This is a genomic window from Streptomyces misionensis (assembly GCF_900104815.1).
Classification (GTDB): domain Bacteria; phylum Actinomycetota; class Actinomycetes; order Streptomycetales; family Streptomycetaceae; genus Streptomyces; species Streptomyces misionensis.
In genome coordinates this window covers 2,710,070-2,730,558 of the sequence record NZ_FNTD01000004.1, presented here as the reverse complement: position 1 = coordinate 2,730,558, position 20,489 = coordinate 2,710,070, and the positions used below count along the sequence as shown (strand labels likewise).

Genomic DNA, 20,489 nt, shown 5'->3' with positions numbered 1-20,489 from the left:
CGGATTTCCGTACGGCCTTATGGGTGTTGGTGGTTACGGTGCGGTTTGCGGCATTTGGTACGACTCACTGGAACGCGCCGGGGTGGGTCTGCTCCCGCACCGCCGTGAACTGCTGCCGCACCGCCTGCCCGACGGCCAGCTCCTCGCCCGGCTCCAGCACCTGCGCCGCCGCGCCCTGCCAGGCCGGCGGGGTGCGCGGATCGAGGGTGCCCTGCGACACGCCCAGCGCCCAGGCCGCCTGCCGGGCCGCGCCGATCGCCGTGTAGTCCGCGGGCTGCGGCACGACGACCTGCGCCCCGAACAGCGAGGGCGCCGCGGCCTGCACGGCGGGCAGTTCGGCGGCCGGGCCCAGCAGGAAGATCCGCCGCACCTCCACGCCCCGCCCGCGCAGCACGTCCAGCGCGTCGGCCAGCCCGCACAGCATGCCCTCGAACGCGGCCCGCGCCAGGTGCTCCGGCTTCATCGACTCGCGCCGCAGCCCGGCGAGGGTGCCCGCGGTGTGCGGCAGGTTCGGCGTGCGCTCGCCCTCCAGATAGGGGAGCAGGACCAGGCCGTGCGCGCCCGGCGTGGACTTCATCGCCAGCTCGGACAGGGCCTCCAGGTCCGGCAGGCCGAGGAGTTCGGCGGTGCCGCGCAGGGTGCGTACGGCGTTCAGCGTGGTGACGACCGGCAGGTGCATGCCGGTGGCGTCGGCGAGCGAGGTGATCATCCCGGACTGGTCGGCCAGCGCCTCCGGGTGCACGGCCATCACCGAGCCCGAGGCGCCGAGCGAGACCACCGCGTCTCCGAGCCCGATCCCGAGCCCGAACGCGGCGGCCATGGTCTCCCCGGTGCCGGCCGAGATCAGCAGCCCCTCCGGGGTGGTGCCGGCCGCCTCCGCCGGGCCGATCACCTCCGGCAGCATCGCCTGGTGGCCGAGCGCCAGCTCGACCAGGTCGGAGCGGTAGACACCGGTGGCCGCGGACCAGTAACCGGTGCCGGAGGCCCCGCCGCGGTCGGTGGTACGGCGCACCGGGCGCCCGAGCAGCTGCCACACCAGCCAGTCGTGGGCCTGGAGCAGCACGGCGACGCGCCGCGCGTTCTCCGGCTCGTTCTTGGCCAGCCAGCGCAGCTTGGTGACGGGGTGCGCGGACTGCGGCACACAGCCGACGGCGTGCGCCCAGGCCTCCCGGCCGCCGAGCGCGTCCACCAGGTCGGCCGCGGCGACCTGTGCGCGCCGGTCCCCGCCGGTCATCGCCGGGCGCACGGTGTTGCCCTGGGCGTCCAGCGGGACCAGCGCGTTCTGCTGCGCGGAGACACCGATGGCCTGGACCCCCTCCAGCAGTCCGCCGCCCGCGGCTTCACCGAGGGAGAGGAGCCAGGCCTGGGGGTCGACGTCGCTGGGGCGGGTGCCTTCCGGCGGCTCGACGGGATGGGGGGCGTACCCCTGCCTGAGTACGGCACCGGTGTCTGTGTCGCAGACCACGATGCGGGTGAAATCAGGTGAGCTGTCCAAACCGGCGACTATCCCCATGCGGACGATTTTGCCGCATCACCGCGCCGGCTCCGGTCCCCGGGCGCCGCCGGGTCAGGTGGCGCTGGTGCCCCAGTCGTCCCCCGCGGTGCCGCCCGTGGTGCGGTCCTTCAGGGAGCGGACCCGCTGGGCGACCGAGTCCGGGACGCGGTCGCCGACCTTGTCCGAGACCGTGTGGAACGCCTTGCCCGCGTAAGCGCGGCCCTGCTGGGCCGCGGTCTCGGCGGTGTTGCGTACGGCGGGGTTCTGGGCGATCTGACGAGCGGACTTCTTCAGCTGCTCGTAGCGCTCGTGTCCGGCCCGTGTGCCGAGTACGTAACCGATGGCCAGTCCGGCGATGAACGTGAGCCGGTAGCGCATGGCTGCCACCCTTCCCGTGCGTGGTTGTCTGGTGCGACGCAGGTGCCCGAGGGTACCGATTGGCGGAGCACCCCCCTGCTTGCGCTAATGTATGTGTCGCAGCGAGCGACCGCCCCCTGGCGAATACCCGGGGAGGTCCGTTCGATGCAGACGAGGCGATCCTCCGTAGCTCAATTGGCAGAGCAGCCGGCTGTTAACCGGCAGGTTACTGGTTCGAGTCCAGTCGGGGGAGCTTCGGTCCTCCGTAGCTCAATTGGCAGAGCAGCCGGCTGTTAACCGGCAGGTTACTGGTTCGAGTCCAGTCGGGGGAGCACGCTGAACGAGGGCCCCTCAGGGGTCCTTTTTCATGCCCGCGGGAACCGTCGTGGCCCGCGCCGATGTCCTCGAGGTCATGAGCGGCGCGCAGGCCGACCATCCGAAGCAGGAGATCGTATGAGCGGCTATGCTGCGGCAGACGGCGCGCACACTTGTACGTGACACGCCGCTATGGGGCGGTAGCTCAGCCGGTTAGAGCAGCGGACTCATAATCCGTCGGCCGTGGGTTCGAGTCCCACCCGCCCCACCGCAGGGCTCTCCCGCGCAACCGTTTCTATCCGCGGGGACCCGAGAACGGGGGCCGCCACTCCACAGTGGCGGCCCCCGTTCATTCGTTCAGACCAGGAAAACGCCGCACCGCCCGGGCCGGGGTGTGGTCAGCCCCCTGGCCCGACCGGGGGGCAGGCCCCCCTGCCGCCCGGTGGCTGGCAGGCTGTCCCGCGCGGACGGCCGTCGCGAGACTCGACGGCATGACGATTTCCACACAGGAACCCGTGGCCGCGGGAACATCCGCCGCCGTCGGCAGCGACTTCGCCCGCCTCTCCCGGCGCATCACCGAGGCGGGTCTGCTGGAGCGGCGCCCCGGTTACTACACGCTGCGCCTCGGTGTGGTGATCGGGCTGCTGGCGGCGGGCTGGGGGGCCTTCCTCGCGCTCGGCGACACCTGGTGGCAGCTCCTGGTCGCCGCCTTCCTGGCGCTGGCCTTCGGTCAAGTGGCCCTGGTCGCCCACGACCTGGCCCACCGGCAGGTCTTCCGGCGGCGCCGGCCGAGCGAGGTCTGGGGCCGGCTCTTCGGCAACCTCGGCATCGGCATGAGCTACGGCTGGTGGATGAACAAGCACACCCGCCACCACGCCAACCCCAACCACGAGGACCTCGACCCCGACGTCGCCCCGGACATCCTGGTGTGGTCCACCGACCAGGCCCGTGCCAGCAGCGGCGCGGCCCGCCTCATCGGCGGCCACCAGGCGTACCTCTTCTTCCCGCTGCTGACCCTGGAGGGCTTCAACCTGCACGTCGCGAGCGTGCGGGCCCTGCGTTCGCCGTCGATGAAGAGCCGGCTGCTGGAGGGCTCCCTGCTCTTCCTGCACCTGGCGGCCTACCTGTCCGCGCTGTTCGTGGTGCTCCCGCCGGGCAAGGCGGTGGCGTTCCTCGCCGTGCACCAGTGCCTGTTCGGCGTCTACCTCGGCTGCACCTTCGCGCCGAACCACAAGGGCATGCCGACCTTCAGCGGCGACGAACGGCCCGACTTCCTGCGCCGCCAGGTGCTCACCTCCCGCAACGTGCGCGGTGGACGGCTCACCGACGTGCTGCTCGGCGGGCTCAACTACCAGATAGAGCACCACCTGTTCCCGAGCATGCCCACCCCGCACCTGCGGCGCGCCCGGCCCGTGGTGCGCCGGTACTGCGCCGAGATCGGCGTGCCCTACCACGAGACCGGACTGCTCCGCTCCTACCGCGAGGCGCTCGCCCATCTGCACCGGGTGGGGGAACCGATCAGGCGGCGACGCGGGGCGGCGAGGGGAAGCCAGGCGTAAGTGGGCGAGGACGGGAGCCGGTTGACCCGGGCGCGGCCGGTCGTCGCACACGGCGCGCCTGTGGCCGGTTCCCCGCGGTGACGCCCGGTCACGGAAAGGGCGGGAAGAACCCGCGCACTTCGGCGGATGCCGGTCACCGAGGCTTGAAGCCCACCCGGCGTGGGCACGGACCTCCTACCGGTGTCGGGAGGAGACGTCATGGACCGTCGGATCCGGGTACGCGTCAGCCGGCGGCCCACCGCGCCGCGCGAGCAGGAGATCGACCGCAGGACGCCGTCGGGGCGCGTGCTGCCGTACTGACCGTCGTCACACGCGCGCCCGGGAGGCATGGCGGGCCGCCGCCGCGCGCAGGGCCGCCCGCAAGGGGTCCGGCGGGGGCGGGCCGTCGGGCGCCGCGCTGGCGATGACCGCGGCGGCGATGTGGCGCAGCTTGGTGTTGGTGCGCTGCGAGGTCTCGCGCAGGATGTCCCAGGCCGTGTCCGGGGTGCAGCCGTGGGCGGCCATCAGGACGCCGCGGGCCTGGTCGATCACCGGGCGGGAGTCCAGGGCGTGACGCAGCTGGGCGATCTCCGCGCGCAGCACGGCCAGCTGCTCGGCGCGTTCCCGGGCCACCGCGGAGACCGTGCGCTCGGGGGAGCCCGGGGGCGGGCCGGTGCGCAGCGGGTCGGTGGTGTCCAGGCCGATCAGCTCCAGGACCCGGCGCGGCTGGCCCCGCCAGCGGCACGTGGTGACCCGTACGCCCTGCCGGACGCCGTACTCGGTCAGCAGGTCCAGCAGGGCGAGCCCGGTGGTGTCCATGAAGGTCACCCCGGCCAGGTCCAGCTCCACCTCGGTGATGCCCGACGGCAGCGCGGCGAGGGTCTCGGCGACGGTGTCCGGGGCCCCGTGGACCAGTTCGCCGTGCGCCGCGAGGAGCGCCCGGCGGCCCTCGGTACGGCCGTCGATCGCCAGGGCGTTCAGCAGCAGGCCGTGGGCTGCTGGTCCCGCTGAGGTCATGTCTCCCCTCCCGATCGGTCCTTGGCGCCACGCCGGTCGCCTGCCCTCGTTGCCGACGGCTACACCCGCGGCCCGCGCCCCGGAGCGCCGGGCGCGATCCGTGCCACCCTGTTCCCCTGGGGCTGCGCCGGCCCGCATGGACCTGGCCGGGAAGGGCAGGCGCGGCCGTGGTCCATGCCCCCCGGGAAGCGAGGTGTCCCCGTGCACGCAGCGGCCGAGCCGTTCGTCCATCCCGCGCTGTTCTACGGCGACCCGCACGCCTACCTGGCCGGTACGGTCCCCTTCGTGCGCGCCGGGCTGGCCGCGGGCGAGCCGGTCGCCGTCGCCGTGCCGGGGGAGCGGCTGCGGCTGATCCGGGACGCGCTGGGGGCGGACGGCGAGGGGGTGCGGTTCCTGGACATGCGGGAGGTGGGCCGCAACCCCGGCCGGATCATCCCCGGGGTGCTGCGCGCCTTCGCGGACGCCCAGCCGCCCGGGCGGCGCGCCCGGATCATCGGCGAGCCCGTCTGGGCGGGGCGCGGCCCGGCCGAGTACCCGGCCTGCGTCCAGCACGAGGCGCTGATCAACGCGGCGTTCCAGGGGCGCGAGGTCACCATCCTGTGCCCGTACGACACCGCCGGACTGGACGCGCGGGCCCTGGCCGACGCCTGGGCCACCCATCCGGTCGTCGTCGAGGGCGGCGAGGAGCGGCCCAGCGCGGTCTACGACCCGGAGGGCGTCGTGGCCCGCTGCAACGTGCCGCTGCCGCCCGCCCCGCCTCCCGGCCCCGGGGTGCTCCGCGTCGCCTTCGACGAGGACCGGCTGCCCGCCGCCCGGCACCTGGCCACGGGCCACGGCGGCGGGCTGGGGCTGACCGGTGAGGCGCTGGAGAACCTGGCGCTGGTCACCGCCGAGCTGACCACCAACAGCGTGCTGCACGGCGGCGGTTCGGGCACGCTGACCGTGTGGGCCGAGGACGGCCTGGTGCTGTGCGAGGTCCGCGACCGGGGCCGGCTCACCGACCCGCTGGCCGGCCGCCGCCCCGCCGGCCGCGACCAGCGCGGCGGCCGCGGGCTGCTGCTGGTCAACCTGGTGTCGGACCTGGTGCGCGTGCACACCGGCCCGGACGGCACGACCGTCCGCTGCTACCTCGGCGGTTAGCGTCTTACCGATCGTTTCGGAATGAGCTGGGCTGTGGGTCCTGGGCTCGACGGTCTTGGTCGGCAGGGGGTCTCGGGTGAAACGATCAGTCAGTCGCCCAGGACGCGCTCCCACAGCAGCGCGTCCCGCCAGTTCCCGTCGAGAAAGATCGAGGAGTGCGCGACGCCGTACGGGCTGAACCCGTTGCGGCGCAGCACCCGTTGCGACGGCAGGTTCTCGAGATTGGTGGACGCCTCGGCGCGATGCAGCCCGAGTTCGTCCGTCATCACCCGGAGTACGAGCCCGACGGCGCGCCCGGCGTGCCCTTGATTCTGGGCGACGCCGGCGATCCAGTATCCGACTGAGCCGCGGCGCAGGTGCGGCTGCGGCAGGATGCCGCCGACGGTGACCTGCCCGATCACCTGGTTGCCGGCGAGTACCACGCCCGGCCAGACCGTGCCGGCCCGGTATCCGGCCAGCAGCCTGTCGATCCGCTCCGCCTGGCCCTCCGGGGTGAAGAACTCGGCTGGCTGGTCCGGTTCCCACGGCCGGAAAGCCTCGAAGTCCCGCACCCGGTGCGCGGCGATCGGGGCAGCATCGGTGGGCTCTATCAGGCGGATCCTGGTGCTGTTGCGCATCGGCTGCTCCTCGTCGCGGTGCGTCGGATGGGACCGGCCAGCCTATGCGAGCCGCAGGAGCCGACCCTTCTGGCCGACCGCTTCGTTCTGAAAGGATCAGTCAGTGCATCAGACCGATCCCGGTCAGCACCACCGCTCCCGCCACCAGCCGCAGTCGGCCGAAGGGTTCGCGGAACACGAGGGTGGCGATGACCGCGGCGACGAGGATGCCGGTCTCGCGCAGGGCGGCGACCGCGGCGACCTGGCCGTGGGCCTGTGCCCAGACGACCAGGCCGTACGCCGTCATGGACAGCACCCCGCCGGCCAGCCCGGTGCCGGCGACGGGGCGGAGCTGGGCGAGCAGCCGCCCGCGGCGCCGGGCCAGCGCGATCAGCGGTATGACCGGGCCCTGGAGCAGGAACAGCCAGGCGGTGTAGGCGAGCACGTCGGAGGAGTGCCGTACGCCCACGCTGTCGACCAGGGTGTACGAGGCGATGATCGTGCCCGAGCCGAGTGCCGCGCCGAGGGCCGGCAGCTGGGCGCGGCCGATCCGGCCCGAGGCCAGCGCGAGGGCGGCCAGGCCCCCGGAGACCAGCAGCACGCCCGTCGCCTGGACGGGGCTCAGCGTCCCGCCGAGGAGGGTGACCGAGGCGATGGCCACCAGGAGCGGGGCGACCCCGCGTGCCAGCGGGTACATCTGTCCGAAGTCGCCCAGTTCGTAGGCGCGCAGCAGGAACAGCTGCGAGGCGACCTGGAGTGCGGCAGAGGCGGCCAGGAACGGCCAGGCCCCCGCCGGGGGCAGTGGTGTGCAGCAGACCAGGACGGTCGCGCAGCCGGTGCACGCGAGGCTGATCAGGGTGAAGCCGATCAGCTTGTCGGGTATCCGGTGGGCTATCGAGTTCCAGACGGCGTGCAGCACCGCGGCCGTGAGGACGGCGGCGAGCACTCCGGCGGACAGGGTGGCCGGCATGGCGAGGCGACTCCTGGCGGGGAGGGTGTGGAATTGAATTCCACGCTAGACTAAAGCCATGGAACAGAATTCCGCCACCGGGGGAACCGCCGGTACGGGCTCCCTCCCCGCACGGGTGCGGGCCCGGCTGCCGGAGCTGCGCGAGACCGAGGCCCGTGTGGCGCGGGTGGTGCTCGACCAGGGCGCGGCCCTGGTCCACCTCAGCGTCAGCGACGTCGCCGCGCTGGCCGGCACCGCGTCCTCCACGGTCGTGCGCACCTGCCAGCGGCTCGGCTTCCGGGGCTTCCAGGAACTGAAGATCGAGGCCGCCCGGCACACCGCGCCACCGCCACCGCCACCGGTCGACGAGCCCGCCGCGCACGCCCTCGCCGCCACCCTGCACGCCTCCCGCGACGCCCTGGACGGCGTCGCCGCCACCCTCGACACCGCCGCCCTCGCCGCCGCGGCCGAGGCCCTGCACACCGCGTCCCGCGTGGTCGTCGTGGCCGCCGGGCTGTCCGGCGCGGTCGCCCTGGACGCCGCCTACCGGCTGCGCGCCCTCGGCTGCGTCGTCGACGCGCCGCCCGACCCGCTGACCGCCCAGCTCGCCGCCGCGCAACTGCCGCCGGACGGGGTGCTGTTCGCCATCAGCCACACCGGGGCCACCCGTACCATGGTCGACGCCGCCCGCCGCGCCCGGCAGGCAGGCGCCACCGTCGTCACCGTCACCAGCTACGCCCGCTCACCGCTGAGCGAGACCAGCGGCCATGTCCTGGTGGCCGGCGGGCAGGACCTCGTCTTCGGCCTGGAGACCTCCGCCAGCCGGATCGCCCATCTCGCCGCGGTGGACGCCCTCACCCACCTCCTGATGGGGCTGCGCCCCGAAACCGCCCGCCACCACCTCGACCTGTCCGCCGACATCACGGCCGACCACGCCTACTGACGTGCCGGGGGCGGCGGTTCAGGCGGCCAGCGGGTCCAGGACCAGCGGCTCGATCCGGCCCTCCAGCATCTCGCCCAGCCCCCGGGCGGCACACAGGTCCGGGCGCTCGGCGATGAACACCGGCATCCGGGTGGCCTCGCGCACCATCTGGTCGAAGCCGGGCAGCAGCGCCGAACCGCCGACCATGATGATCCCGCGGTCGGCGAGATCGGCCACCAGGTCCGGCGGGCACTCGCGCAGCACCTTGCCGATGCCGTCCAGGACGGCCGTCAGCGGGGTCTGGATCGCGTTGCGCACGGCCGCGGTGTCGACCCGCACGTTCCGGGCGAGTCCCGTGGCCACGTCCCGCCCGTTGATCTCGGTCTGGGCCGGGCCCTGCGGGGTGAGCCCGTTCTCGGACAGGGCCAGCTGGAGCGGCCGTACCGACTGGCTGGGCAGCACCAGCTGGTGCGCGTGCCGCAGGTGCTGCACGATCGCCTGGTCCACCGCCTCCCCGCCCACCGGAATCCGCTCGGCGGTGACGATCGAGCCCAGCGACAGCACCGCGACCTGGGTGGCCGCCGCCCCGCACACCATGATCATGGTGGCCTCGGGCCGCTCCACCGGCAGCCCGCAGCCCACGGCCGCCGCGATCAGCGTGTCCACCAGCTCCACCCGGCGCGCACCGAGCCCGACCAGCGTCTCCACCGTCGCCCGCTGGGCCAGCGGATCCGCGTCGTGCGGGGTGCAGGCGGCGGCCCGCAGCCGGGCCTTGCGGCGCAGCGCGCGGCGCATCTTGTCGCCGATCAGATGCCGCAGCATGCGCTGGGCCATCTCGATGTCGACCACCGTGCCGCCGGAGATCGGCCGTACGACCCTGATGTAGTGCGGCGTCCGCCCGGTCATCTGCTCCGCGAAATCGCCCACCGCGATCAGCGAGCCGGAACGGATGTTCACGGCCGCGACCGAGGGCTGGTCCACGACGAGTCCGGCGCCCTTCACATACACCCGGGTGCGGGCCGCGCCCAGGTCGACGGCGAAGTGGCAGCGGCGCAACTGCTCCAGGCTGACGGTCACGGCGGTTCCTCCCGGCGGGGCTTTCCTTCTCCCTGCATCCTGTGCGGGGCCGGTGCGCGGGCGCCTTCTGAGGGGGGCCGGGCGGGGCGCCGCCGAACGGGGGGCATCGCCCGGCCCGCCGGAGTGTCGCCGGGTCAGCCGGTGCGGATCGCCTCCAGCAGCGGTTCGAGCGAGGACACCACGGCCGCACCGCCGCCCTCGCGCAGCCGCCGCTGCCCGGGGGCCGTGGGGGCGAACCCGACGAAGGGCAGCCCGAGCCGCTGGGCCGCGGTCAGCTCGGCGACCGAGGAACCGAGCAGGACCGCCGTGTGCGCGGGGACGTCGAGGTGCTCCAGGGCCCGGCGCAGCGAGTCCGGGTCCGGGGTCAGCAGCCCGAGGTCCTTGCGGCGCGCGTGCACACCGGCCAGCGGCAGCTTGTGGGGCGCGAGGCCCCGGTGCACCGCCCGCGAACTCACGTCCGACACCACACTCACCCGCCGCCCGGACCGGTGCAGCGCCCGCACCAGCGCGAGCGAGAGGTGCGTCATGGGCGCGTCGGGCACGGCGGCCAGCTCCAGCTCGTCCAGCCGGTCCCGCAGCAGCGGCCCGACCGGCTCCCGGGCGAACGCGCGCAGCAGGTCCAGCGGATGCGGGAACGCCCCCGTGACCGTCGGCAGCGGCCGCCCCGCCAGCGCGTCCCCGGGAGCGCGGTGATCGGCCACGACGTTCAGCAGGTCCAGTACGGCCGCCCGCGCGCCCTGCACCGTGAACAGCCGGGCGAGCGGCCCGTCGAAGCCGACCAGCACGCACTCGGCCCGGGTGAGGAGGGCCGCCGGGGGCGGGGCGGCGGCGGGCGCGGACCCCTGGGCGCCCTCCGGGCCCAGCCGCACGCGGCACGACACGGCGAGCCCCGGCACCGGCCAGTCCCGCACCGCCTCGTCGACCGCCCGCTGCGCCGAGCCCGCCCGGCGCGCCGGATGCCGGCGGGTGATCGCGGCCGCCGTGGCGCGCAGATGCTCCAGCAGCAGCGCGGAGACACCGGCGACACCGGCCCGGACGAAGGCCACCGGATCGGTCACCTGCCAGGCCAGCTCGGCGACCGCGGTGAACGCGGCCTTCCCCGCGCTGGGCAGCGACAGGGTGTGCCGGGCCTGCTGCACGGTGAGGTCCACCGTGTAGTACGTCTCCGCGCGCGGCGGCAGGGAGCCGTACGGCTGGATCGGGTCGAACACGGTGAGGGGGCCGTCGGCGCGGGTGTGCACGATGGCGGTGCGGCCCGGGGTGGGGACGCCCAGCTCGCGCAGGTCCCGGGTGATGAACGGGCCGCGCACCAGCTCGCGTTCGCCCCCCTCCCGGGGCTCGGGACCGAGGCGGCAGTACCAGGCCGCCGGGGGCGCCTCGGGGTCGTCGTCGCGGTAGAGCGGTTCGAAGGGCCGGGCGTCCCGGGCGGCGGAGCTGGCGGCGAACTCGTCGTAGAGCGCGGGCGGTACGACGACGTCGACGCCCGTGGCAGCCGCCGCCGGGGACACGGACACCGGCCCGAACGCCACCCGCAGCCGGGCCGGCCGCGTCAGTCCGGCCAGCGCGTGCGGGAGTTCGCGCAACACCGCGACCAGCACGGGCAGCAGATAGGCGTCGGACGCGGTGCGCACCCGGTAGCCGTCCGGGCGGACGTCCACCCGGAACCGGTCGTAGGGCAGGGAACGGGACAGGATCTCGTGCACGGCGGCTTCGAGGGTGATGCGGACCTCGGGCCGCCCGGCGAGGTCGTCGGTGGTGAAGAGGATGCCGGTGTCCGGGCCGGGGCGGACGGCCCCGGCCGGCTCCAGGGGCCGCGTCGGCTCGAAGGGTGTGCCGGGATACTGGTCGAGCATGATCGCCGCGAGCGTCTCCAGTACCTCGGAGGCGCTCTCCTGGACGATCGGCGCGGAGTCCAGGCAGGTCAGCACGGGACCGTTCGGAGAGAGGACGATGGAACGGCTGGTCACTTCGCCGCGCGGCTCCTCCCCGAAGCGCACGGCGAGGGCCGTGTCGCCGATCTCCCGCAGCAGGGCGCGCAACTCGTCACGGGACGGCCGGTTCGCGTCGTCGGCCAGGCACTCGTCCAGCGTCGGCCCCGCCACGAACTCCCGCACCAGGTAGGGGGTTCCGTCGGCGAAGCCGTGATCGAGGACGCGCGCGATCCCCGGGTGGTCCACCGCGCCGAGGCCCCGGCACAGCTCGGTGAAGGGCACCACGGTCTCGTCCGGGGCGTACCGGCACACCACGACCGGGGCGTTCCCCTCCCGGGTGTCCTCGGCGACCCAACCCCGTTCGCCCGCCCGGGACTTCCGGGTCAGCCGGTACCGCCCCGCGAACAACCCCGCCCCGGCCCCCGGCGCCAGCCGCCGCACGCTCTCCGCGCTGAGCGTGGCGACGACCTCGCGCTCCACGGGCGTCGGCATGCCCCGCTCGGACGGGATGCGCACCCAGAAGTCGCCGCGCGCCACCCCGGCCAGTTCGTCGATGAACTCGCCCATCCGGTCGAGGAGTTCGACCGTGCGGCCGCGTTCGCTGTGCGGCAGCCCGAGCAGCAGCAGTTCGCGTACGCCCTCCCGGAAGGCGTAGGAGCCGGGCGGGGCGCCCGGCAGCGCGGTCAGCAGGCCGCTGAGCACGACCTCGGCCAGATGCCCAGGGCGCGGGTCCTTCTCCACGGCGGCCTGCACCAGCCGCATCACCGGCAGGTCGGGGCGGCCCACGGCGAGGTGCCCGGCCAGCCGGAACGCCTCCGGGGAGGCCGTCGCCCGGAACCGCAGCACCAGTTCCTCGGCGGACAGCCGGCCGATGTCCGTGCGGTCCTGCGCGCTCGCCGGCAGCGGTCCGCCCAGCCAGGCCGCCGCGGCCGGGAACCGGGTGCCGCCCGGTGTCGTGAGCACACCGGCCCAGTGCGCCAGCCAGCTCGGCTCCGGCTCCAGCACCGGGAGCGGCACGGCACCCTCCGGACGGCCGAACTCCGGTTCCTCGTACGGGGTGAAGGCGAGCGCGGCCGTGGGCGCCACCGGGTGCGGGGCCGACAGCAGGCCGGGGGCCGCGGGCAGCGCCGACTCCCGCCACAGGTGCTCGGGCAACGGCTGGACGACGGCCAGCGGCATCCGGCGCGCCCAGCGGTGCAGGGTGGCGTACCAGCGGGTGCCGGCCGGGCCCTGCCGCCACTGCGGGCCCATGCAGTCGCTGATCAGCAGGGTGACGGTGCGGCCGTCGGCCGGGATCCGCCCCTCGGCGCCGCGCAGGGTGCCGTCCGCGTCGGCGCGGCACAGGGTGACCGTGCGGAACGCGCCCGACTGCGCCAGGGCGGTGTGCAGTTCACGGATCAGGGGGCGCCAGACCGGCATCGTGGGACCGGCGTCGTACACCAGGTTCAGGCTCAGCCAGCGCTCCCGGGCGGGGCGCAGCACGGGCAGCCAGTGGTCGGGGTCGGCGCCGAGGCGGGCGATGCGGTCGGCGGTCGCCCGCTCGTCCAGCTCCCGGCCCACGGGCGCGTCGACCCGGCGCCGCAGAACGCGCAGCGCCCGCTGGAGGGCGAGCGGATGGCGCAGCATCGGGGGCGCCGGGGCCAGCAGCGAGGCGCCCGGCGGCCCGTCCGCCGGGGCGGGGGAGGGCCGGTGCGCGGGGAGCCGCACGGGGACCCGGGCGGGCGGCCCGGGGGCGGAATCCGGCGGAGCCTGCTCGCGCGGCGGCCGTTTCCGGGCGGGCGCGTCCACGGCCGCGGGGGCCGGGGCGCGGTCCGGGTCCTCGCGCGCGGGGGCGGGGGCCTCGCGGGTGTCGTCCGCGCCGGGTCCGGGCCCCATGCGCCGGGCCAGCCACAGCAGTTCGGCCAGCTCGCGCGGGGTCGGGGGGACGCCGTGGGCCGCCTCGGCCAGTACGGCGGCGAGGCGGGCCAGCGCGTCCGGGGTGTCCCGGGAGCCGGGGCCGTCAGAAGACATCGGACTGTGTGCTCTGCCCCAGGTGCGGCATCAGCTGCTCGGCCAGCCGGTCCAGGGACTCGGCGGTCAGCTCGCCGGTGCCGGCCAGATAGATCGCGTTGAGGAGCTGGTCGGTGGCCAGGTCGCCCGCGCTGGTGCGCTCCAGGAAGCGGGTGATCAGGCTCCGCGCGTACGCGTCGGGCTCGCCCAGGTGGGCGCGGACGATGTCGGCGAGGTGCCGGTCGTCGGGCTGGCGCAGCCGCAGCGTGACGCAGCGGCGCAGGAAGGCGGGCGGGAACTCGCGCTCGCCGTTGCTGGTCAGCACGACGAACGGGAAGGCCCGGCAGCGGACCCGGCCGCGCGCCACCGGGACCCGCTCGTCCGTGCCGTCGGCGGGCACCCGGGCGATGCCGTCCGGGGACAGCTCGGCGGCGCGCACCAGCTCCGGGATCTCGTACTGGCCCTCCTCCAGGACGTTCAGCAGGTCGTTGGGCAGATCGAGGTCGCTCTTGTCGATCTCGTCGATGAGCAGCGCGCGGGGGCGGGCGTACGGCAGCAGGGCGGTGCCGAGCGGGCCGAGGCGCAGATGGTGCTCGATGCCGGTGTCGTCGGCCGCGGGCCCGGCGGCCTCGGGCCGGTCCTGGCGGGCGGCCTGCTGCCGGGCCGCGTACAGGCGGGAGAGGGGGTCGTACTGGTAGAGGCCGTCGTGCAGGGTGCTGCGGCTGGTGATGTTCCAGCGCAGCACCGGGCCGAGCCGCAGCTCCCGGGCCACGGCGTACACCAGCGACGACTTGCCGGTGCCGGGCGGCCCGGTGACCAGCAGCGGGCGGCGCAGGTACAGGGCCGCGTTGACCAGCTGCACCGTCTCCTCGGTGGCCCGGTACGTCATGGCGCGGTGCAGCCGGTCGGGGGAGACGGCGGACAGGTCGGCGGTCGCGTCGGGCGCGGCGAGCGGCGGGCCGCCGTCGAAGGCGCGCCAGGGCGGCGGCGGGGGCAGCTTCTCGATGCCGTCGTGCGGCTCGTTCGTACCGGTGTAGACGGGCCACAGGGGCATGGCTTCTTCTTCTCCGTGGGGGGTGCGGGCGGTCAGTCGACGGGTGAGTGCAGGCTCGCGGCGGGCTCGGGGAAGCAGCGCGGGTCGTCCCAGAGCAGTTGCAGGTCCCTCGCCCAGTGCCGGTCCGGTTCGTCGGCGGCGTCCGCGGTCATCCGTAACGACAGGATGTGGCGGGGGAGTTCGGCGGGCGGTACGCCGGCGACGGCGGCGGTCAGCTGGTCGAGGAAGACGGTGCCGGGGCAGGGGGAGGGGGCCTCGGCGAGGACGGTGGTGTGCGGCCGGCCGGCCCCGGCCCGCCGCTGCCCGTGCTCGCTCCAGGCCAGCCGCGGATCCTCGTGCCCGCACCCCGTGCCCGGCTCTTCGCCGTGGACCGCCGCCGGGCACCCCGTGCGGGACCACACCAGCACCGGGACCGGCACGTTGAGGCCCACCTCGAAGTGCTCCCGGGCCGCCGCGGGCGGGACCGCGAACCCGGCGAGTCCGGCGTCGCCGTCCCACAGCCGCTTGCGCAGGCTCGGCGGCCGCTCCTGGCTGCCGCACTCGACACGGTGCACCTCGACCGGGAGCCCGGCGTCCAGCTGCTGCCACTTCTTGTGCAGCCTGCGCCGCAGCCGCCCGCTGCGGTGCCGGGCGCGGTCGGTGACCACGAGGGGGTAGGCGCAGCCCAGGGGGGTGCTGTCGTCCGCGCCGCACTCCCAGTGCGCCACCGCCTCGTTGAGCCACTCGCGCGGCAGCACGAACGTCACCAGTTCCTCGGCGTCCGGGTCGAGATGGGCGACGGCCTCGTCGATGCGGCGCTGCACGTACGCCCGCACCCCGGTGCGCGGCAGCCGGCGGGTGCCCACCGGGCGGCGCTGTCCGTCGCGGTACGCCGACACCTCCACGGTCACCTGGTCGGGCCCGGCGCCGCTGTGGTCGATCTCCACCACGACCGGCGCCCAGGCCGTGGCGGCCGCGCTCGCGTGCGGCGCCGCGCGCGGGGCCGGCGGGCCCGGGTCCACCAGCTCCCGCAGCCGCCCGGCGAACCGGTCGACCGCCGCCGGGTCGGGCACCTCCCACTGCACGTACGCGGCGGCCGCGCCGAGCGTGGGGAAGCCGCCCTCGGGCAGCGGCGGCCCGAAGGCGCCCACCGCGTCCACGTACATCCGGTTGGGATCGCACTCCCGGCCGGCCCCCGCGGCCCGCCGCAGCAGCGCGTACAACTCCCGCAGCACATCGGTGTCATGGCCCGGGGTGGGCACCAGTGAACCCAGCTCCGGCCAGTACCGGGCCAGCACGTCCAGCGGCAGCATCCGGCCCTTGAGCACGTTCGGCGCGTCCGAGGCCGCGGTGACCATGCCGACCACCCGGCCGTCGGGCAGCGTCGCCGCCGCCCCGCTGAACCCGGCCTCGATCGGCTGCCCGTGCCCCTGCCAGGACACCAGCTCCAGCCACTCGCCCGCGATCAACTGCCCCGAGACGGCCCGGTATTCGGCGAGCGTCCCCTCGTCGTAACCGGCCGGGAAGCCATAGGCGACGAGCTTCGGGTACGGCTCGGTGTACGCGCGCTCGGGCGGCGCGAAGCGGGCCGGGACCAGCGGCACCTCCCGCTCCAGTTCGAGCACGGCCAGATCGCCCGGGTCGGTGGGGCCGCCCGCCCAGCCGCCGTGCGCGACGACCGACGCGGACAGCTCGCCCAGCTCGCGCGCGTGCGGGAAGACCACCGTCACCGGGTCCTGGTCGCTCCAGTGCACGACATGGGCGCAGGTGAGCACCCGGCGCGGGGTGACCAGGAAGCCCGCTCCCACCTCCTGGCCACAGTGGATGCGGGCATGCCAGGCGGCACTGTTCATGGGCGGTCGGCGGCCTCCGTGTCGGACACGGCCTGACCCGGCACGGCGGGCACGGGGCCGGCCGGCGCCGCCGCCCCGGGCGACCAGCTGAGCTTGACGGTCAACTGCCCCTCGGCGGAGCCCTTGGCGATGATCGCACCGGCCTCCGCGGACATCTTCACGCCGAACTCGATCTCCACCGAGTCGGGCCGCAGGGCGCCGTCGCGGAAGACCCGCAGCGCGGCCTCCGCCGCCGCCCGCACCCCGTCCAGCGCGTCCTCGAAGGTGCCGGCCGCCCGCAGCACCCCGTCGCCGCGCGAGACCAGCCGGGTGCCGGGCCGGGTAGTACCGACCCCCTCCACCACGACGCGGGCGCCGTCCTGTGTCGTGAACTCCACCAAGCCGTCCATGACGCCGATTCCGTTCCCCCTCGTCGCTGACCTGTGGGCAAACCCCATGCTACGGACCGTGCTTGGGCCGTCCCACTTCTTTGCCGCGTGGCGGGCCGACCGGTGATCGTGGCGGGAACCCGCCAGGGTGACAACCCGCCACCTCCGCGCCACTGTGCCGTCACACCGGCCGCACCACACTCGACCCAGCACTCGACGCACGGCACGCAGCGGCAGTTTCGACGTGGAAGAGGGCGTGGATGACCAGAGGACCAGTAAGACGCCGGGCCGTCCTGCTGTCGGCGGGGCTCGCGCTCGCCGTACTGCCGGCACCCGGGGCGAGCGCCGCGGCGGCCGGACCCGCCCCGGCCGCCGGACCGGCCCCGGCGCCGACGGCGCACCAGGACCAGCGGACCGTCACCCTCGTCACCGGCGACAAGGTGACCGTCACCGACCTCGGGCAGGGCAGGCAGACCGTCACCGTGCGACGCCCCCCGGGCGCCACCGGAGCGGTGCGCAGCCGGCGCAGCGGCGGCGACCTCACCGTCGTACCGGACGAGGCACTGCCGTACCTGCGCTCCGGAAGGCTGGACCGGCGGCTGTTCGACGTGAGCGCGCTGATCCGCCAGGGACTCACCGACGCCAAGGCCAAGTCCCTCCCGTTGATCGTGAGTTACGGCGGCAACACCCGCACCGCCGCCGCGGCCCCGGCCGGCACCACCCGCACCCGGAACCTGCCCAGCGTGCGCGGTGCCGCCGTCGAGGCGGGCAGGGGGTCCGCGTTCTGGCGGTCCTTCACCCGCGGCGACGGCGTCGACAAGGTGTGGCTGGACGGGCGGGTCGAGGCCGACATGGCCGAGAGCAACGCCCAGATCGGCACCCGGACCGCCTGGGACGCGGGCCTGACCGGCAAGGGCGTCACCGTCGCCGTGCTGGACTCCGGCGCCGACCTCACCCACCCCGACCTCGCCGGCCGGGTGAGCCTGACCAAGAGCTTCGTCGACGGCGAGGACATCGCCGACCACCTCGGCCACGGCACCCACGTCACCTCCACCGTCGGCGGCAGCGGCGCCGCCTCCGACGGCAAGGAGAAGGGCGTGGCCCCGGACGCGACGCTCGCCGTCGGCAAGGTGCTCGGCGACCAGGGCTCGGGCAGCGAGTCCCAGATCATCGCGGGCATGGAGTGGGCCGCGCGGGACGTGCACGCCCGGATCGTCTCCATGAGCCTCGGCTCCACCGAGGCGAGCGACGGCACCGACCCGATGGCCCAGGCGGTCGACAGCCTCTCCCGGGAGACCGGCGCGCTCTTCGTCGTCGCCGCGGGCAACACCGGCGCTCCCTCCTCCATCGGCTCGCCCGGCGCCGCCGACGACGCCCTCACCGTCGGCGCGGTGGACTCCGCCGACCAGCCCGCCTACTTCACCAGCGCGGGCCCCCGCCTCGGCGACAACGCCCTCAAGCCCGACCTGTCCGCCCCCGGCGTCGACATCCTCGCCGCCCGCTCCGGGCTCACCGACGGCAGCGGCTACTACACGAGCATGAGCGGCACCTCCATGGCGACCCCGCACGTCGCCGGGGTGGCCGCCCTGCTCGCCCAGGAGCACCCCGACTGGACCGGCGCCCAGCTGAAGGACGCGCTGATGTCCACCTCCACGCGCCTGGACGTCTCCGCCTACACCGCGGGCGCCGGCCGGGTGAGCGTCCCGGACGCCGTCCGGGCCACGCTGACCGCCACCGGCAGCGCCGACCTCGGCTTCCACAGCTGGCCCTACGACGCCGACAAGCCGGCCACCCGGACCCTCGCCTACACCAACTCCGCCGACCACGACCTCACGCTGAAGCTGTCGGCACAGGGCGCCCCGGACGGCGTCGTCACCCTGGCCGACACCGAACTCACCGTCCCGGCCCACGGCACCGCCACCACCACCGTCACCGGTGACGCCGGCAAGGCGCCGGTCGGCACCACCAGCGGGCAGATCGTGGCCGCCGACGACACCGGCACGGTACGCGCGCACACCGTGTTCGGGCTGGTCAAGGAGGACGAGCGGTACACGCTCACCGTCCACGTCAAGGACCGTTCCGGCGCGCCCACCGCGGCCGACCTCACCGTGCAGCGGCTGGCGCAGGGCGTGGACCCCGAGTCGGACCACGTCGGCGACTCCGGCACCCTGCGGCTGCGCCTGAAGCCCGGCACGTACGCCCTGACCTCGTTCCTCGACGTGCGCGGCAGCCACGGCCCCGACTCGCTCGGCATCGGCTTCCTCGCCGCCCCCGAGGTGGACCTCACCCACGACACCGACGTCACCCTGGACGGCAGCACCCTGAGAGAGGTGAAGGCCGCGGTGCCCCGGCGCACCGAGACCCACCAGATCCTCATGGAGTACGACCGCGCCGCCGGCGGCGCCGACCTGTTCGGCGCGGTCCAGGTGCCCCTCACCTACGACAGCGTCTTCGCCGCCCCCACCCCGAAGGTCACCCGGGGCAGCTTCGAGTACCGCACCGTGTGGCGGCTGGCCAAGCCCCAGCTGGAGGTCAAGGGCATCGGCGAGGCGACCGTACAGGCGGGCGGCACGCTGACCGACGGCCGGCGCGAGCTGCCGCTGACGGACGTCGGCGACGGCCCGGTCCCCGCGTCCGCGCGCGGCGGGGCGGTGCTGGCGCGGCTCGCCGACGGCGCCGATCCGGCCGCCCTCGCCCAGTCCGCCCAGGACGCGGGCGCCGAGGCGCTGTTCGTCACGGACGACGCGCCGGGCCGGCTGATGGACTGGTGGGGCACCGACGACAACGCCGACCGCCCCCTGGTGATCGCCACCGTGAACCAGGCGGACGCGGCCCGGCTGCGCGCCGCGGGGCACGTCGACATGACCGGCACCCGCAACTCGCCCTACGTGTACGACCTGTCCGACGGCCACCGGGGCGCCATCCCGGACCGCGACCTCACCTACGCGCCCACGGGCCGCGACCTCGCCGCCCTCCAGGTGTCCTTCCACGCCCCCCGGCCGGCGAGCGGCGGCGAGTTCCGCTACTCGATCACCGACGCCTTCCCCGTCGGCATCGGCTTCCAGGAGAGCGTGGACCTGCCCGCCCGGCGCACCGACTACGTCTCCACCGGCCCCGGCCAGCTGTGGCACGAGTCCGTCACCCTGGGCGAGGGCACCCTGGAGGAACGCAGCGGGCTGGTGCGCTACGACGGCGGCAGCCGGCCCCGGCTCGACTGGTTCCGGCCGGTGTGGCACCCCTGGCTGGGCAGCGGACTCGGCTGGGGCCAGCAACGCGCCGGTGACCAGATCCAGTTGAACACCCCCGGCTGGGGCGACTCGGGCCCCGACCACACCGGCTTCGGCGACGTGTGGGGCGACAGCGGCATGAGCCAGACCACCTCGGTGTACCTGGACGGCGTCCTGGCCGACCGCCGCGAGGACTCGACCGCGTACGTGACGGACGCGCCGGCCGACGAGCACACCTACAAGGTCGTCACCGACACCGCCCTCGACCCGGCCCGCTGGCAGCTCGCCACCGAGGGCCACACCGCGTGGACGTTCCGCTCCGCGCGGACGGCCGACGACCACTGGACCTCCCTGCCGCTGATCAACCTCTCCTACGGCCTCGACACGGACCTCGCGGGCACCGTGCCGGCCGGGCGGCCGCTGCCGGTCACGCTGGGCGCGCGGTACGTGGCGGGCGCGGCCGGCACCGGGACGCTCGGCGGGGGCCGGCTGGAGGTGTCGTACGACGAGGGCACGAGCTGGCACGCGGTGCCGCTGGCCGGGTCCGGCACCGAGTGGCGCGGCACGCTGGACGTGCCGCGCGGCGCCGCCTCCGTGTCGCTGCGGGCCACGGCCCGCGACGACCGGGGCGGATCGGTGACGCAGGAGATCATCCGGGCGGTCGGCGTCCGGTAGGGACCGG

14 protein-coding genes and 3 tRNA genes are annotated in these 20,489 nt (G+C 75.1%); 7 read left to right on the top strand and 10 right to left on the bottom strand.

Annotation, left to right across the window (positions count from 1 at the left end):
- Positions 1-64 precede the first annotated feature (64 nt).
- A complete protein-coding gene (locus BLW85_RS14060) occupies positions 65-1,513 on the bottom strand; it encodes an FGGY family carbohydrate kinase (RefSeq protein WP_070025219.1) in 1,449 nt (482 codons plus the stop codon).
- A 54-nt stretch (positions 1,514-1,567) separates the two neighbouring features.
- The gene (locus BLW85_RS14055) at positions 1,568-1,873 is read right to left on the bottom strand and encodes a hypothetical protein (protein WP_070025220.1); all 306 of its coding nucleotides are present in this window, start codon (positions 1,871-1,873) and stop codon (positions 1,568-1,570) included.
- Positions 1,874-2,032: 159 nt separating this feature from the next.
- Here BLW85_RS14055 and BLW85_RS14050 point away from each other — a divergent pair.
- The 4 genes from BLW85_RS14050 (at position 2,033) to BLW85_RS14035 (ending at position 3,726) form a co-directional block, all read left to right on the top strand.
- Positions 2,033-2,105, top strand: a tRNA-Asn gene (locus tag BLW85_RS14050).
- 6 nt (positions 2,106-2,111) lie between these two features.
- A tRNA-Asn gene (locus BLW85_RS14045) sits at positions 2,112-2,184 on the top strand.
- A 177-nt stretch (positions 2,185-2,361) separates the two neighbouring features.
- Positions 2,362-2,435: transfer RNA gene (locus tag BLW85_RS14040), tRNA-Ile, on the top strand.
- A gap of 223 nt (positions 2,436-2,658) precedes the next feature.
- Positions 2,659-3,726: a fatty acid desaturase family protein gene (locus BLW85_RS14035; RefSeq protein WP_074992225.1), complete on the top strand. Its 1,068-nt coding sequence runs from the start codon at positions 2,659-2,661 to the stop codon at positions 3,724-3,726.
- 306 nt (positions 3,727-4,032) lie between these two features.
- On the opposite strand, the gene BLW85_RS14030 is transcribed toward BLW85_RS14035, so the two are convergent.
- Positions 4,033-4,722: an ANTAR domain-containing protein gene (locus tag BLW85_RS14030; protein WP_074992224.1), complete on the bottom strand. Its 690-nt coding sequence runs from the start codon at positions 4,720-4,722 to the stop codon at positions 4,033-4,035.
- A 174-nt stretch (positions 4,723-4,896) separates the two neighbouring features.
- Here BLW85_RS14030 and BLW85_RS14025 point away from each other — a divergent pair, with 174 nt between their 5' ends.
- The gene (locus BLW85_RS14025; protein WP_074992223.1) at positions 4,897-5,862 is read left to right on the top strand and encodes an anti-sigma factor RsbA family regulatory protein; all 966 of its coding nucleotides are present in this window, start codon (positions 4,897-4,899) and stop codon (positions 5,860-5,862) included.
- Between the two features lie 89 nt (positions 5,863-5,951).
- Here the strand turns inward: BLW85_RS14025 and BLW85_RS14020 are convergent, their stop codons facing one another.
- Both BLW85_RS14020 and BLW85_RS14015 read right to left on the bottom strand, forming a co-directional pair.
- Entirely contained in the window at positions 5,952-6,479 is a 528-nt protein-coding gene (locus BLW85_RS14020; protein WP_074992222.1) for a GNAT family N-acetyltransferase, read from the bottom strand.
- 100 nt (positions 6,480-6,579) lie between these two features.
- On the bottom strand, positions 6,580-7,428 hold the full coding sequence (locus tag BLW85_RS14015; protein WP_107409118.1) for an EamA family transporter: 849 nt from the start codon (positions 7,426-7,428) through the stop codon (positions 6,580-6,582).
- Between the two features lie 58 nt (positions 7,429-7,486).
- Between BLW85_RS14015 and BLW85_RS14010 the strand changes: the two genes are divergently transcribed.
- Complete coding sequence (locus tag BLW85_RS14010; protein ID WP_074992221.1) at positions 7,487-8,350, top strand: MurR/RpiR family transcriptional regulator; 864 nt, start codon at positions 7,487-7,489, stop codon at positions 8,348-8,350.
- An 18-nt stretch (positions 8,351-8,368) separates the two neighbouring features.
- Here BLW85_RS14010 and BLW85_RS14005 read toward each other — a convergent pair whose 3' ends face one another.
- The 5 genes from BLW85_RS14005 to BLW85_RS13985 all read right to left on the bottom strand — a co-directional run bounded on the left by BLW85_RS14005 (position 8,369) and on the right by BLW85_RS13985 (position 16,601).
- Positions 8,369-9,406, bottom strand: a complete 1,038-nt coding sequence (locus BLW85_RS14005) for a rod shape-determining protein (protein WP_070025224.1) — start codon at positions 9,404-9,406, stop codon at positions 8,369-8,371.
- A gap of 134 nt (positions 9,407-9,540) precedes the next feature.
- Positions 9,541-13,347 (bottom strand): SAV_2336 N-terminal domain-related protein, encoded by a 3,807-nt coding sequence (locus tag BLW85_RS14000; protein WP_074992219.1) that lies wholly within the window; start codon positions 13,345-13,347, stop codon positions 9,541-9,543.
- The gene (locus BLW85_RS13995) at positions 13,337-14,380 is read right to left on the bottom strand and encodes an AAA family ATPase (protein ID WP_070025226.1); all 1,044 of its coding nucleotides are present in this window, start codon (positions 14,378-14,380) and stop codon (positions 13,337-13,339) included. The genes BLW85_RS14000 and BLW85_RS13995 overlap by 11 nt, the downstream gene beginning before the upstream one ends.
- Positions 14,381-14,412: 32 nt before the next feature.
- A complete protein-coding gene (locus tag BLW85_RS13990; protein ID WP_074992218.1) occupies positions 14,413-16,212 on the bottom strand; it encodes a VMAP-C domain-containing protein in 1,800 nt (599 codons plus the stop codon).
- Positions 16,209-16,601, bottom strand: a complete 393-nt coding sequence (locus tag BLW85_RS13985; RefSeq protein WP_074992217.1) for a CU044_2847 family protein — start codon at positions 16,599-16,601, stop codon at positions 16,209-16,211. Before BLW85_RS13985 ends, BLW85_RS13990 begins: the two co-directional genes overlap by 4 nt.
- Positions 16,602-16,840: 239 nt before the next feature.
- Between BLW85_RS13985 and BLW85_RS13980 the strand changes: the two genes are divergently transcribed.
- Positions 16,841-20,482: a S8 family serine peptidase gene (locus BLW85_RS13980; protein ID WP_074992212.1), complete on the top strand. Its 3,642-nt coding sequence runs from the start codon at positions 16,841-16,843 to the stop codon at positions 20,480-20,482.
- The last annotated feature ends 7 nt before the right edge of the window (positions 20,483-20,489 follow it).